The sequence below is a fragment of the Yeosuana aromativorans genome, assembly GCF_014646655.1.
Lineage (GTDB): Bacteria > Bacteroidota > Bacteroidia > Flavobacteriales > Flavobacteriaceae > Yeosuana > Yeosuana aromativorans.
The window spans coordinates 344,721-359,772 of the sequence record NZ_BMNR01000005.1 but is presented as its reverse complement, the minus strand read 5'-3'; the positions used below and the strand labels follow the sequence as shown (position 1 = coordinate 359,772).

At 33.3% G+C, this 15,052-nt stretch carries 14 protein-coding genes, 1 other RNA gene and 1 pseudogene; 5 read left to right on the top strand and 11 right to left on the bottom strand.

The annotated features are described in order from the left end of the window. Both IEW94_RS12965 and IEW94_RS12960 read right to left on the bottom strand, forming a co-directional pair. Positions 1–2,090, bottom strand: a 2,090-nt coding sequence (locus IEW94_RS12965) for a COG1361 family protein (protein ID WP_188653718.1), incomplete at its 3' end; no start/stop codon positions are given. Between the two features lie 31 nt (positions 2,091–2,121). Continuing rightward, on the bottom strand, positions 2,122–2,649 hold the full coding sequence (locus IEW94_RS12960; RefSeq protein WP_188653716.1) for a hypothetical protein: 528 nt from the start codon (positions 2,647–2,649) through the stop codon (positions 2,122–2,124). Positions 2,650–3,140: 491 nt separating this feature from the next. On the opposite strand from IEW94_RS12960, the gene IEW94_RS12955 reads away from it, so the two are divergent. The 4 genes from IEW94_RS12955 (at position 3,141) to IEW94_RS12940 (ending at position 7,356) form a co-directional block, all read left to right on the top strand. Beyond that, positions 3,141–3,623 carry a SixA phosphatase family protein gene (locus IEW94_RS12955; protein ID WP_188653714.1) on the top strand — a complete coding sequence of 161 codons (483 nt, stop codon included), beginning with the start codon at positions 3,141–3,143 and terminating at the stop codon, positions 3,621–3,623. A gap of 137 nt (positions 3,624–3,760) precedes the next feature. Continuing rightward, complete coding sequence (ppk1, locus tag IEW94_RS12950) at positions 3,761–5,824, top strand: polyphosphate kinase 1 (protein ID WP_188653712.1); 2,064 nt, start codon at positions 3,761–3,763, stop codon at positions 5,822–5,824. 1 nt (position 5,825) lies between these two features. Beyond that, complete coding sequence (locus IEW94_RS12945; RefSeq protein ID WP_188653711.1) at positions 5,826–6,731, top strand: Ppx/GppA phosphatase family protein; 906 nt, start codon at positions 5,826–5,828, stop codon at positions 6,729–6,731. A 97-nt stretch (positions 6,732–6,828) separates the two neighbouring features. Continuing rightward, the gene (locus IEW94_RS12940; RefSeq protein WP_188653709.1) at positions 6,829–7,356 is read left to right on the top strand and encodes a porin family protein; all 528 of its coding nucleotides are present in this window, start codon (positions 6,829–6,831) and stop codon (positions 7,354–7,356) included. On the opposite strand, the gene IEW94_RS12935 is transcribed toward IEW94_RS12940, so the two are convergent. From IEW94_RS12935 to dnaX, 3 genes are read right to left on the bottom strand one after another with little or no spacing between them, the layout of a single operon-like run. Continuing rightward, positions 7,353–7,934: a MiaE family protein gene (locus tag IEW94_RS12935; RefSeq protein ID WP_188653707.1), complete on the bottom strand. Its 582-nt coding sequence runs from the start codon at positions 7,932–7,934 to the stop codon at positions 7,353–7,355. The genes IEW94_RS12940 and IEW94_RS12935 overlap by 4 nt on opposite strands. 1 nt (position 7,935) lies before the next feature. Beyond that, positions 7,936–8,505 (bottom strand): hypothetical protein, encoded by a 570-nt coding sequence (locus IEW94_RS12930; RefSeq protein WP_188653705.1) that lies wholly within the window; start codon positions 8,503–8,505, stop codon positions 7,936–7,938. Between the two features lie 10 nt (positions 8,506–8,515). Continuing rightward, a complete protein-coding gene (dnaX, locus tag IEW94_RS12925; protein ID WP_188653703.1) occupies positions 8,516–10,240 on the bottom strand; it encodes a DNA polymerase III subunit gamma/tau in 1,725 nt (574 codons plus the stop codon). Positions 10,241–10,341: 101 nt separating this feature from the next. Between dnaX and rnpB the strand changes: the two genes are divergently transcribed. Further along, an RNA gene (rnpB, locus tag IEW94_RS12920) (RNase P RNA component class A) lies at positions 10,342–10,659 on the top strand. 38 nt (positions 10,660–10,697) lie between these two features. Here rnpB and IEW94_RS12915 read toward each other — a convergent pair. From IEW94_RS12915 to IEW94_RS12890, 6 genes and pseudogenes are all read right to left on the bottom strand, one after another. After that, the gene (locus tag IEW94_RS12915; protein WP_188653701.1) at positions 10,698–11,306 is read right to left on the bottom strand and encodes a DUF2306 domain-containing protein; all 609 of its coding nucleotides are present in this window, start codon (positions 11,304–11,306) and stop codon (positions 10,698–10,700) included. Between the two features lie 90 nt (positions 11,307–11,396). Beyond that, entirely contained in the window at positions 11,397–12,143 is a 747-nt protein-coding gene (locus IEW94_RS12910) for a hypothetical protein (protein ID WP_188653699.1), read from the bottom strand. A gap of 26 nt (positions 12,144–12,169) precedes the next feature. Then, entirely contained in the window at positions 12,170–13,087 is a 918-nt protein-coding gene (locus IEW94_RS12905; RefSeq protein WP_188653696.1) for an ester cyclase, read from the bottom strand. Positions 13,088–13,254: 167 nt separating this feature from the next. Next, positions 13,255–13,794: a 16S rRNA (guanine(966)-N(2))-methyltransferase RsmD gene (gene rsmD / locus IEW94_RS12900; protein ID WP_188653695.1), complete on the bottom strand. Its 540-nt coding sequence runs from the start codon at positions 13,792–13,794 to the stop codon at positions 13,255–13,257. Next, entirely contained in the window at positions 13,794–14,642 is an 849-nt protein-coding gene (locus tag IEW94_RS12895; RefSeq protein WP_229669523.1) for a DUF3822 family protein, read from the bottom strand. The genes rsmD and IEW94_RS12895 overlap by 1 nt, the downstream gene beginning before the upstream one ends. Then, positions 14,605–15,052, bottom strand: a pseudogene (locus tag IEW94_RS12890) (hypothetical protein); the annotation flags it as partial. The gene IEW94_RS12895 and the pseudogene IEW94_RS12890, both read right to left, overlap by 38 nt.

Genomic DNA, 15,052 nt, shown 5'->3' with positions numbered 1-15,052 from the left:
TTGTCCACGGCGGTCAGGTCCCCAGGTGATGGCACGTCACCGATACATTCATAGGTGATGTCAGCGGGCGCGCTTGGCGCCACTGGGGCTATGGTGTCCTTCACGGTAATGGTCTGTTGAACATCAATGGAGTTGCCACAGTCATCAGTCGCTGTAAAAGTTCTAGTAACCTCTAAAGGACAACTTGAATTAGGAGTGATTACGTCTATATATGTGATACTCTCAATTGTTCCATTGTCAGAAGCTGTATAACCAGTTGTAATATAATTATCCTTTATATCTGCAGATTGTGTTGCACTATATACATAACGAGCATTACTAGTTGTTATTGAATTTTCATCACAACCTTCAATTGTTAAGGAACTTGGAGCTGTAATTATAGGAGCTTGATTTACATAATCAACATAATTAATTGCTATTTTACTTGGAGCAGGAATTGGCTCACCAACACATAAACCAGATGTTTGATAACCTTGAATTAAGTTATGAGCAAAAGAAATATTAGAAATGGCTCCAACTCCACTAATAATACCGTTCAAAGTTATGTTAGGGTCAAAACCAGGATCGTTTAATTTTGAACAATCTTTTGTTACTGTTAAAGAAAAACTAATATCTGCTAATACAGTATCTGGATTTGACGGTATGGGTAATGTGCCTAAATCCCAAGAAATATACCCATTTGGATAGGAAATATTTGGAGGGTTAATGACGGGAATATTGCTTGTTGTAAGTGGTGAATAAACATTTGAAGCAATATTTAAATCATATGGATTTACATTTTCTGGAATAGGGATTGTAATAATAGTATTATTTGTTGCTTCAGTTCCTTTATTCCTTATCTCAATAGTGTAATTTGCAGATTCCCCTGGAGCAAGAGGTGGAGTAGCACTGGTTGATGTTGTTGTTAAAACACCATCTACTTCAGGAATATAAGCATCTACTGAAAAGGTTACATTAAAAATGCAATATGTGTCTATTGTAGATCCATACCTGAATCTAGTTGATGTTTGATTATTGGTTATAATAGCATTACCGGGGTTTGGAATATCAAACATTGCAATATCCAACCCAGTATTATTTTGTAAATTTGGATTTCTTGTGTTTCCACCTGTATTAATTGATGAATTAAAAAAATTCCCAGTTGTATTAGTGCTATGATTTAATCTTTGGTATTGACCATTATCTTGCCTTTGAATTTCAAAGTAGTCTCCAGAATAGTAAACGTCGCCTTCACCAGCCATAACACCTAATTTTATGTTTACATTTCCACTTTGAACCGAATTAAATCCGTCAACTAAAAAATTATAATTAGCAATAGTTGTGTTTGTTACGAAAGCATGACCATCAAAAACGGTCACATTTCTATATTTCATTTTAGAATTTTCATAAACCACAACCATGCCCCAACCTCCATATAAACCAATACCAGAGGAACTAGCACCTTCTTTTAGAGCAATATCAGCCACAAAATAATCACCTAAACCATGAGCTTGTACATAATCAGTAACTTCAGCATAGGCAGAGTACATTTGGTTATCTCCACCAGTTGGAAAATAAATATTTTTATTGGTGTCTGTTGTTGTGTTAGCTATAACTTGCACATAGGAACCACCTGGACCTTTAAATAAAACTTTACGTTTGTCAAAAGTTTTGGTAATACCATTTTTTGTAACATTAAATATGTTAGGATCATTTGAATTATCAGAAGCTCTTCCAGTCCAGTATAAACCTGCATAAATTATTCTAGAACAAGAAGGAATTGCTCCATTTTCAGTTGAAAAAGTGAGTGTTGCTGAAGAAGAATTCCATGTATTTGGATCTCCGTCAACATCAACATACTTCATGTCGTTTGAATTCTCCCGGGTATCACTATAGTTTACTAATGTTAGGTTGGTATTGCCAACCATAGTAAAATCACCTTTTATATTGTATATGGTTTTTGTGGGTGTTGCAGCTGCTGTTCTTGGCGCAAAAGGAACTCTTACTTGACCATAACCATTAAAGATTGTAGAAATAAGCAAAACAACAAAAACCATCAATCTTATTGAATTGGTAACTGTTACTGTTTTTTTAGTGTAAAGTTTTTTCATTTTATAATCTTTTATTTTGACTTTGGTCAAATTATCCACCAATTATATTTGAATAAAATATTCTAACATTTTTATCTGTTTGAATAAATTTTTTGATGTCATCTTCAGAACAATTGAAGTAACATTTTATGTAAACATATTTCAACTTTTTCAAATTTTTGTCTTTTGAAAGGTCGATTGAGTTTTTTAGGTCACTTATATTTTCTAAAGCAATTGTAATTAATTCAACTTGATCGTATTTAGGATCTTCATTTTTGACAATGTTAGAAGATTTGGCATCTTCAAAAGTTAATTTTGAAAGATTACCAGAGTCATAAGATGTTTTTAAAAAATTATTCTCAAAATAATAAGTAGGGTGTAAATTAAAAGCCAAATTGTAAAATTCAGTACGATCATTATTCATTTTATTTGCTCCTTTTCCATACTCCTTGTCACTTTTGCCTTTTTGAGTAACTTCATAAATCCCATTTTCTTGAGCCATTAAATTATTTCCAAAAAATAGCGAAAGCGCTATGAAAAGAAATAGAATATATCGAATAGAAGCTGAATTATTTTTCATGACTTAGTAAGATTTATTAAAACTTTAAATTTATTTAACTTTAAAATTAATTATTTTAAACACGTATTTCGTGCAATAAAAACGATAACAATAATTTTTTTTTGAGGGAAAAAAATGAGGGAAGAACATTGAAATACAATGTTGGATTTACTATTGAAATTAGATTTGGGGTCATAATTTTCTATTTTATAGGTAAAGCAAAGCAACGTATATGATGCTGTTTTATCAAATAAAAATGTTATATCACTTAAAAAATCGACAAAATGAGTCTAACATACCTTTAATCGGTCAATAATGTTGTTTTAGCGATTATGTATATTTTAACTTATTAATTTTAAGCTGATTAATATTTGTATTGCTTTTTCTAATGTTTATATATTACTTTTTTAAATATTTGTTAAAGCAAATTAAGTGTATTTAAACGACAAAAACAACATTTTATCGAAAAAAATAACACTTAATCGATAAAAATAAACTTTTAAACGATTGTTATGAAAAAACTAATTTTAATAAGACATGCAAAATCTTCATGGGAACAAAATCTATCAGATCATAACAGGCCTTTGAGTTCCAGAGGATTTAAGGATGCTGAAAACGTTTCTAGGGAATTGCTTGGTCAATTAAAGCCTAATCTTGTATTATCAAGTGATGCTTTGAGAGCTAAAACAACTGCTGAAATATTCATTTCAACTCTTGGCATTAGCCATGAAATTTTTGTTTTAAATCATGATTTGTATGATTTTTCAGGAAATAATCTATTGAGTGTTATTAAAAACACATCTAAATCCATAAATGAGTTACTTGTTTTTGGGCATAACAATGCCATTACATTTTTTGTCAATACTTATGGCAATCAATATATTGATAACGTACCAACTTGTGGTGTTGCGGTGATTGAATTTGATATTGACAATTGGACTGATCTAAAAAAAGGAAGAACCATTAAAACAGTATATCCAAAAGGACTATTATGATTGTAAAACATTAAGTTTTAATATGATTGTCATTTTTAATTTAACGCTTTCTTAATCTAAATTGCAAATCAATATTTATACATTGTTTATAGTTTATTTAAATAGAATATATTTGTGAATAATTAGAATAATTGTAGATGACAAAGGGCGAAAAGCACAATAATAGTTATATAAATAGGGAAATAAGTTGGTTGCAATTTAATGCTAGGGTTTTACAAGAAGCCGCAGATGAAACTGTCCCTCTCATAGAGCGATTACGATTTTTAGGAATTTTTTCAAACAACTTAGATGAATTTTTCAAGGTACGCTATGCCACTGTAAAGCGTATTGTTCAAGCAGGAAAAGCTGGTAAAAGTGAGTTGGGGGGCATGAAAGCCCAAGAACTCCTTGAGATTATCACTAAAATTGTTATTGACCAGCAAAGTGAAAGCTTGGATATTTTAAGTAATATTGAACACCAGTTAAAAGATGAAAACATTTTTGTTATTGATGAGACCCAAATAACCGATTTTCATCATGATTTTCTCAAGGATTACTTTATTCAAAAAGTTAGTCCAGCACTTGTGACCATAATATTGAATGATCAGGTTCAGCTGCCAAATTTAAAGGATAGTGCAGCCTATTTGGCCGTTAGAATGGTCATGGAAGATGATAATAAACAATATGCCTTAATTGAAATTCCTAAATACATAAACCGTTTTGTGGAATTGCCACAAAAAGACGGCATGAATTTTATCATCATGCTTGATGATTTATTGCGCTATTTTCTGAATGACATCTTTAATATTTTTCAATATGAAAGTATTTCTGCTCACATGATCAAGATAACGCGTGATGCAGAGCTTGATTTTGAAAGTGATTTGAGCAAAAGCTTTATCGAGAAAATATCTGATAGTGTCAAGCACAGGCAGATAGGACAACCCGTTCGCTTTGTATATGATAAAACAATCAATACTGAGACTTTACAATATTTGATGTCAAAAATGGGAATTGATTCTGACGATAGCATTATTCCTGGCGGTCGCTATCATAACAGGCGTGATTATATGGGGTTCCCAAGCCTTGGCAGAGAAGATTTATTGTATGAAAAAATCAATCCATTACCTGTAAAAGGATTATCATTAGAAGGGAGTATCTTTAAGGAAATAGCTAAAAAAGATTATCTGATTTACGCTCCTTATCATACGTTTTCATATGTTGTAAAATTTTTAAGGGAAGCCGCTTTAGATGTTCAAGTAAAAGCCATAAAAATCACCATTTACCGTCTGGCTGAGATTTCTCATATTGCCAGTTCGCTTATCAATGCTGCCATTAATGGTAAATCGGTTACGGTTTCAATTGAGTTGCAGGCTCGGTTTGATGAGCAGGCCAATATTGATTACGCCCAACAAATGGAAGAAGAAGGTATTCATTTGGTGTTTGGTGTGCAAGGTTTGAAAGTGCACAGCAAAATGTGTGTTATTGAGCGAGAGGAAGGAAAAAAAATGAAGCGTTACGGATTTATCAGTACAGGAAATTTCAATGAATCAACCGCTAAAATTTATACGGATTATACACTTTTTACAGCCAACCAAAGCATATTAAAGGATATCAATAAGGTTTTTGCGTTTTTTGAAACCAACTATCAAATATTCAAATACAAGCATATTATCACATCGCCACATTACACGCAAAAGGCATTGTTTAATTTAATTGATACTGAAATTTATAATGTAAAAAGTGGAAAGCCGGGTTATATTAGATTGAAAATGAACAGTATTTCCAGCTACACAATGGTTGACAAACTATATGAAGCGAGCAATGCAGGTGTAAAAATCCAAATGATAGTTAGAGGAATTTGCTGTTTGATTCCAGGAATTAAGGGAATGAGTGAAAATATTGAGGTAATAAGTATTGTAGATAAATTTTTAGAACACTCTAGGCTCTACGTATTTTGCAACAATAACCACCCAAAAGTTTATATTTCATCAGCAGACTGGATGACTAGAAATATTGATAATAGAGTAGAGGTGAGCTGCCCAATTTATGACGAAAACATCAAGCAAGAACTACTAGACACCTTTGATATCTGTTGGAATGACAATGTAAAGGCAAGACTGTTGAACGCGTCACAAAAAAATGAATACCGAATAAATAATAAGAAAAAAATAAGATCACAACTAGCTATTTATGATTATTATTTAAAAAAGTTAGACAACTAATATGCTTTCAATTGAAAAATATGCCGCCATTGATATTGGCTCCAATGCTGTAAGATTACTTATTTCAAACATTATTGAAGAGGAGGGAAAACCGGTTATGTTTAAAAAAAACTCATTGGTTAGGGTGCCTATTCGTTTGGGTTCTGATGTATTTGTTTCCAAAAAAATTTCAGAAGAAAACACACAACGTATTCTAGACACTATGCTGGCGTTTAAGTTGTTAATGAAATCGCATAAAGTTGTGAAATATAAGGCCTGTGCCACATCGGCTATGCGAGAAGCGGCTAATGGCAGTGAAGTTGCCGATTTGGTTTACAGAAATTCTGAAATAAAGATCGATATTATTGAGGGCGAAGAAGAAGCCGCCATAATTGCCGCAACAGATTTGCATAAGTACATTGATGATAGTAAAACCTATTTGTACGTTGATGTGGGTGGTGGTAGTACAGAATTCACTGTGATTCACGAAGGAAATCCGGTAGCTTCCAGGTCGTTTAAAATAGGTACCGTTCGTCTGCTAAACGATATGGTTAAAAAAGAAGCTTGGCAGGAACTAGAACTATGGATTAAGGAAAAAGTCACTGATTACGATAAAATTGAAGTCATAGGTTCAGGTGGAAACATCAATAAAATATTCAAAGTTTCTGGAAAAGCTATGGGCAAACCATTGACGTACTTTTACTTAACATCGTATTATAATACCTTGCAAAGCTATTCGTATGAAGAGCGTATCACCGTTTTGGATCTAAACCAAGATAGGGCAGACGTTATTATACCCGCTATGCGAATTTATTTATCTTCAATGAAATGGAGCGGTGCCAAACACATTTATGTGCCTAAAATTGGATTGGCTGATGGTATCATAAAAAGTATATATTATGATACCGTTTCTAGCAATACACAGTAAAATTATGCACTTCACCTTTTAAATACATATTTTTTCACAATATGATATATATTCGTTGGTATTTATTTTTATAGATTCTTAACCCAAACCTATTATTATGAAAAAAATATTACTCTTAGTATTACTGCTTGCCTGCTCATTTTACGGATTTTCCCAATCAACAAAATACGGTGTTCGTGCAGGGTTGAATATTTCCAATTTAAATTTTGATGGCACACCAATGCCCAATAATGAACACAGAAATGGTTTTGTTATTGGTTTTTTTGGAGAATATAGTTTATCAAAAACAGTTTATGTTATGCCTGAACTGCAGTTTTCTGCTGAAGGTGCAAAACCTGAGCCTATGCAACTGGATTACATTCAAATGCCTGTTTTATTTAAATTCAGATTGAGTGAAAAATCATATCTAGGCGCTGGCCCACAAGTTGGACTAAAAATCAATAAAGTTGACGATGGTATCAGAAACTTTGCCTATTCCGGAGTTGCTGGCTTTGAGTATAAAATAAACCTAATGCTGTTCGCTGATCTTCGCTATACCTACGGATTTTCAAATATTTTTGATGAGAACCTAGGTATTAAAGCTAATAATTCAACCATTCAATTTGGGGTTGGTTATAAGTTTTAACCGTGTATAGTTTCAGATTTTCCTAAATCTCGCATTATTTTAGCTTCATATTCAAGAAGTTGTTGCCATTTAGCATCAACTTCTTTTCTATTACCGTATTGTCTAGCAAACCCCAAAAACATGGTATAGTGGTTAGCTTCACTGGCCATAAGGTTTTTATAGAATTCAGCAAGTTCTTTGTCTTCTAATTCTTCTGAAAGTAATCTAAAGCGTTCACAGCTTCTGGCTTCAATCAAAGCCGCATAAAGCAATCTGTGGACTAATTGTGTGGTTCTGTTGCCACCTTTTGGAAAAAAGTTAATAAGTTGAACTACATAATCGTCACGTCTATCTCTACCTAAGGCCCAGCCTCTTGCAATAATCTTGTCATGTACCATTTTGAAATGACTGATTTCTTCTTTTACCAAAGCCGTCATTTCCTGTACTAAGTCTGTATATTCAGGAAAACTCACAATCAATGAAATGGCCGTACTGGCTGCTTTTTGCTCACAAAATGCATGATCGGTCAATATTTCTTCAATATTCTTTTCAACGATGTTCACCCAACGTGGGTCTGTGGGTAATTTTAATCCAAGCATATTAAACGGCTTTTGATTGTGGCTTGCTTTCAATGGAATAATCACCATTGTCATTAACAGTCAATCTATAACAGGCAGTAGCATTTTCTTTAGGATCAATGAAAAGTACATCCATAACAACAGAATTGGTATTTATTGAAGCGTATTGATTTAACCAAACGCCTTGCATAATTTTATTCTTGAGAACCGCTTTGTAAGAGGCGTCATAATTCATAACGAAATCTTTTGTAATCAATGTTGATGCAATGTTTTGATTGTCCTTTGAAATATTAACTGCAGTTTTAAGGTTTCTATAGTAGTTTTTATGTGTAATCATATCTTTTTTGAGCACGTTTAAAAAACTATTATCCATATCAGTGTAGGTTTTAATTTTCACATGATAGCCATTGTTCATTAAGGTATCAGACATTACTTCTGAATACGTTTCAGGAATATAAGTTACGTTTTCTGAAAACGATTCGTAAAGCTTGTGTTCTTTAAGAACATCTTGATTTGATTGATGGGCTCTATATCTTCCATCGCAGCTAACCAAGAGGATTGTTATGACAAAAAAAACAAGTAACTTACTCATATATAAATTGTTAAATATCTAAATCAAATGTTTTTCTTAAGGTATCAATATGCGGATTTTTTTCTTTTAATTTTTCGAATTTTTCTCTAGAAGTATAGGCATATTGCTTTTCCATTTCTTCATTTACTGAAATGGATAAATTAATGTCAAAATTGTTCAAGGACTTTCTTAAAAATGATAATAGTTCAAATTGTTGCCGTTCCAACTCAACTTTATTGGTAGAATTTGGAAACTCTAAGTGAACTGTTGTGCCTTTAACTGTTGGCGTATCAATGGATAATATAGAGGCTAAATTATGTTTTCCTTCATTTTGAAGGTTCTTGACAAATTGGTTCCAATGATCAATAAGCTGTTTTTCTGTGAACGGTTCTTTAGGAAGTGATTCTTCATCAATCACTACATCCATTTGTTTGATTTGATGTTCCTTTTTAGCTTTGATACTGCTCAAGGACAATCCAGAAGTACGCTTGGTATCTTTTTTCAAGACAATTTTTGGCGGCTCTTGTACCAATAAATCTCCAGAAGGAGAATCTATAGTATCCAATAACTCGTCTTTAGCTTGTTCTGTAGTCTCTTGAGGGATTTCTTTTTTTGGAATCGAAACAGGAATAGGGGTAATCCCTTTTTCTTTGAAGTAAGAAGGTGGAATTATGTAATGTTTGCTATTTTTTTTTTCTCCATCAAATGTGATAGAGGCAAGCTGCATGAGGCAAAGTTCAACAAGTAACCGTTGATTTTTACTGGTTTTATACTTTAAATCACAATCATTGGCCATATTTATGGCCTCGAGTAAAAACTGTTGGGTTACTTTTTTGGATTGCTCTAAATATTTTTCTTTTGTTTGATCACCAATTTCCAATAACTCTAGGGTTTCTGGTGTTTTGCTGACCAATAAATCCCTAAAATGCGATGCCAGACCAGCAATGTAATGATGCCCATCAAAACCTTTTGACAACGTTTCATTAAATTGCAACAAGAGCTCAGGTATCTTGTTTTCCAAAATAAGATCAGTGCTAGTGAAATAGGTTTCATAATCAAGCACATTCAAATTTTCTGTAACGGCTTGACGCGTTAGGTTTTTACCTGAAAAGCTAACCACTCTATCAAAGATTGAAAGGGCGTCGCGCATAGCACCGTCTGCCTTTTGGGCTATAATATGAAGCGCATCATCATCAGCAATTACACCTTGTTCTTCGGCAATGTATTTTAAATATTCCTTGGCATCTTTAACAGTGATACGTTTAAAATCAAATATCTGGCAACGCGACAATATCGTTGGAATGATTTTATGCTTTTCTGTAGTGGCCAAAATAAAAATACAATGCTTAGGAGGTTCTTCAAGTGTTTTTAAAAAGGCATTGAAAGCAGATGATGACAGCATGTGCACCTCATCTATTATGTACACTTTATATTTACCAACTTGGGGCGGAATTCTAACCTGGTCGGTCAAATTCCTGATATCGTCTACTGAGTTATTGGATGCGGCATCCAATTCAAAAATGTTGAAAGCAAAATCCTCATCGTCTTTTTCGGTACCATCACTATTGATCATTTTGGCCAAAATGCGCGCACAGGTTGTTTTACCAACACCACGTGGTCCTGTAAACAAAAGGGCTTGTGCTAAGTGATTGTGTTCAATGGCATTTAATAAGGTGTTGGTAATAGCCTGTTGACCAACAACATCCTTAAACGTTTGTGGTCTGTATTTTCTGGCTGATACTATGAAATGCTCCATTGAAATGTAATGAATAGCAAAGTTAAAAATTCAATTTAAAATTACGGATTATGCGTTTGAAATTAAAACCGAGTTATTAACAATTTATGTACATTTGCGCTTAAGTAAATCGCCTTATCGCTGTTTGTTTTTTGCAAATGGAGGAAAGTCCGAACACCATAGTGCAACATAGTGGCTAATAACCACCAGTCGTGAGACTAGGAACAGTGCAACAGAAAGTATGTACAGGTCATGCTGTAGTGAAACCAGGTAAACTCTATGTGGTGCAATGTCATGTAAACCAACGTTTGAGGGCGGCACGCTCGATTGTTGGAGGGTAGGCAGCTAAAGTGTATTGGTAACAATGCACTCAGATAAATGATAAGGGTTTTTTCTTTTTAGAAAAAGTACAGAATTCGGCTTATAGATTTACTTAGATAAACAGAAGTGCGACAATTTTGTCGCACTTTTTTGTTGGCTATTTTTTCTTATTCCATTGTAAAATCACTTCTGTAAAAAAGAGAGGTATACTCCAGGCTAGCCAAATGCAGGTCGGAGCCCGTTCTTCAAAAGTGTCCATTATTGAGCGCATTATGTAACTCTCGTCCAAGACCCTGAACAATACAAATGCAAACGTTATTACATATGATCGAATCATCCACTCGCGATGTTGTTGAATTCGTTTAAGGCGTATCATTCTATAGGCCATGAGTACGCTAACAAGCCAAGGTAAGGCTAAAAAAAAAAGCGATATGCACCATGGGAAGTTAACTTGCCTGGCAACTGTAAAGCTCATGTACATAGCACATAATGAGCCTATAATAATAGATATGATATAAACTTTGCCCATTAAGCGATGGGTTTTTAAATATCGATTTCTAAAGGTTTTGCTTAATTGAAACGGGCCAATAAGTATAGCTGTCATGCCGCCCATTAAATGGCCAACCAGCCACCATTTATTTGGCCAATAGTAGTCGCTGAATTGTTCAAATCCAAATTTGGTAAAATAAGGTAAGGCACGGTCTATTACAAAATATAACGCAAAAAAGCCTATTGCTATAAGACTTATAGTTTTTAAATATTTCATTTGGTTGGTTGTTTTTTGAATAAAAAAGGACACCCTGTAACAGGAATCCTTTTTCATTAATAATTTGGTTGGTTAGGTTTGGGTTAATTATTATTTTGGAGAGTATGATAAATCAGGACGCATCCATCCAGAAACTTGATCAAATCTTGATGCTGAATTCATTACTTTTCCAAAAACCTCTTTCCATTCTTCTCCTAACAGGTCGTCATTGGCTTTGGACTTCATGGCTGAATCTACTTCATCTTTAGAAGAAACAGCTACTAAATAAAAACTTTCTGGACAACCAAAACCACTTCTATAAATTCTATAATATTCTTTAGAATTTTTACTGGCAAACAAATCTTTTACACCTTTCATGGCTTCATACATGCTTTTGGCATTGCTTGGTGTATAATATATATAATACCACTTTCTATAATTTTGACCTTCCTGCATTTGGGTAATACCCTCAGGCATATAGGATAAACTTTCTGATAAAGTAATCACGAAATCTGAATGTGAATCATAACATTTGTCAAAATTCTCGAATATTTTACCCCAGTCATCACCCATGGCCTTTGCCATGTCTGTAAAAAGGGGTTTGTCTAATTCAGCAAAATTTTCCATTGGACTTATGTACATGTACTTCATGTCATCGGATGCAGCTGTAATCCAAGGTGCTTGTGGATTGTATTTTTTACAGGCTTCAACAAAGTCCTTGGCGGTTTTTTCATACTGTGTTGCCATGGAAGGTTTTACGTTATCCACATGAATTTGATACCGTTGCTGTGCAACAGAGACATTAAAAACAAAGCCTATAAGCAATGCTAATAATACGGTTGGTTTTAAGGTTTTCATAATGATTGGTTTTAAAAATTAAATTATTAAGATTTAGGAGGAGTTAACCCCAATTGATTAAACATCAATAAATTATCAAAATAAGCATCTTCGCGTGTTAATTTACCATCAGCGTTAAGACTCCAAACGCTAAAACCATGAATATTTAACTTTTTGCCTGTTGCTGGATTACCAGCAAAAACTCCATTATTTGTTCCGGAGACTGTCCAATTAATATAGATTTTATTATCTTTTATAACCGCTTTATCTAAAGCTACTTTTAAATCAGGAAATGCTGTTACAAGCGAGTTCATCATTTCTTCATACTCATTTATATTGTTAGCCTGTACAATACCATTTGTTGTTCTAACAAGGTTTTCAACAGATACAGACTTTAAATTATCAATTTTATGTGCATTCCATCCAATAACAACCTTATCAACGATGTCCATTATCGTTTTTTCATCGGCTGGCATAGCATTGTATGCATTGATTTCTGCTACGGCTGTATTAATTGGAGTTGGATCAAAATAATCATAAAACTTAACAATTTTTCCGTCAACAAATTGGGCAGTAATATGAACTGGTACGTCAATTTCTTTGCCATTGTCTTTTAAAGTACCATGCCAATTGGCCCAATAATTTACCCAAGTTTCTTCATCACTATCTAACACCATTTCAATAAATGATCCTTTGTCCTGAAATCCATAGGAAGAAAAATTAGAGAGCATTTCTTTTTGGGCATTTTCAAGGTCAGTAGCAGTGATGCTTTTTAACGAGTTGATGTAAAATTTTGTAGTATCGGCATAGTGGGTATGCCATGTATCCCAGTCTCCATTATTGTATTCTGAGACAGCTGCTTTAAAAGAATTGATTTCAGGAGATTCTGAAAAATAACGTTGTTTTGGTTTTTCACAGTTAAAAAATAGAATTGCGGATAATCCTAAAAGAAATAGTTTTTTCATAATTTATGGTTTTAATCGGTTAGTATTTATAGCAATTACCATAAACATGTTATGCATGAAAGAAATATATCTTTCGCTGTAAAAAAAAGCATGTATAGAGTATGGGACTCTTAAGGAGAATCCTAATTTACTGAAAAAAAAGTAATTACAGCTATAAATCTTACAAATTAATCAACTTCAAAAAAACTGAACATACAGCCGCCGTAACTTTTTGAATAACTAAAATGATTTAAACCTGATAAATTGGTGTGTTTTGAATGTTCAATAATGAGTATGCCATTTTCTAACAATAAATTATTTTGAAACACCAATTGCGATATTTTGGCAAATTGCTCATCGCTAAAATCATATGGCGGGTCGGCAAAGATTATGTTTGTTTGCAAAGTAGATTTTTCTAAAAACTTAAACACATCACTTTTAATGGTTTGAATAGACATATCAAATGCCTTGGCCGTCTCATTGATAAACTTAATGCATCCAAAATCTTGGTCAACACAAGTTATCTGTTCGGTGCCTCTTGATGCAAACTCGTAACTGATGTTGCCCGTTCCAGCAAACAAATCCAGTACCGAAATATCATCAAAATAAAAGAGATTATTAATGATGTTAAACAAGGATTCTTTAGCCATGTCTGTAGTAGGGCGTACGGGTAAATTTTTTGGTGCCACAATTTTGCGGCTTTTATAGATTCCGGATATGATACGCATTAAAAACTTTTTATGAGTGTAAAATCACTGTGATTACTTGCTGGTTGGGCATTAATACTGTACTTGTAATCATCTTCTCTATTGCCTAAAAAAACAAATCTAACATATTTATATGCCGTTATGTACAGCTCGTCTTTTGAATCAATATCGCCAATAAAGATTAAGTTAAAGGTTTCTGGATTTAATTGTAACTGTTCTGTTGTGAATAACAGGTAATACATAAAATCCTCCTTGGTGGTGTATTCAAATGTATTGTAAAGAATAAGTTCACCCTTGTTGACAACAACAATTTCAAAGTGGTCTGTACTTATGTTTGCAAAAACTTTTGGTATTTCTGAATGTTTTTCGGCAGCCAAAATAGCTTCTATCAAAATGGTTGAAAAATGTTTAAAGGTAAAGCAGCCAAACATATCATAAATATAGTTATTCACATTTACGTAAGGTACGTAAACATTAACACTATCATTTACTGAAATGGAATCATATGTAATAAAATCTGATTTTAAAATTTTAGAATTGAATTTTAAATAATCAGCCAGATTGTCCTCGTTAAACAATGGCTTTGGAACCAATGTGGAAAGCTCGTTCACATGTAATACCTGAACATTGCTAAACTGGGTTTGCAAAACCTTTTCTGTATTGAAAACATGTTTTAGTTTATCTAAAACCTCAAAAGGATTCAGTTTTTTTTCAAAATCAACATGTTTGATACAGGTAATGGTATTTGAATCTCTTTCTAGGACACAAAAAGAAAGTCCACTCAAACTGATTTGAATGGACAATTCTAAATTGGATGTTATGTTTGAGATTTTAGTCGTTTGCGCCATATGTTTTTGGCCAGTTTCCATTGGTGTTTACTTCATCCATAGAACCAACTTTTAAAGCATCTCCATTAACGCCGTCAACAGAAACAACTTGGTTTTCTTGGATAACCAAATCTTTATCTTGATCATACAAGATAACGTCTTTTTTAACTGATGCTTCAAACACAGGTATTTTTACGTCATTTTGATCTAACATGCCGGCTTTGAGTTGAAACTTGGCACCTTCTTGCCCTACAGGCACATTCATCATGGTTTTGTAGCGGTCAGAAGTTTTAAATAACGAGTCTTTTACAGGTACAAAGCCTAATGTATCAACAATAACGATGTCTTTATAAGTTGTTACACCTCCATAACGTTTTGTTAGTTCTTGATCAACTATACTAGAGTCACGTCTTTGCGTGATGGTAAATTGTGCGGTATCAATAAACTTAACC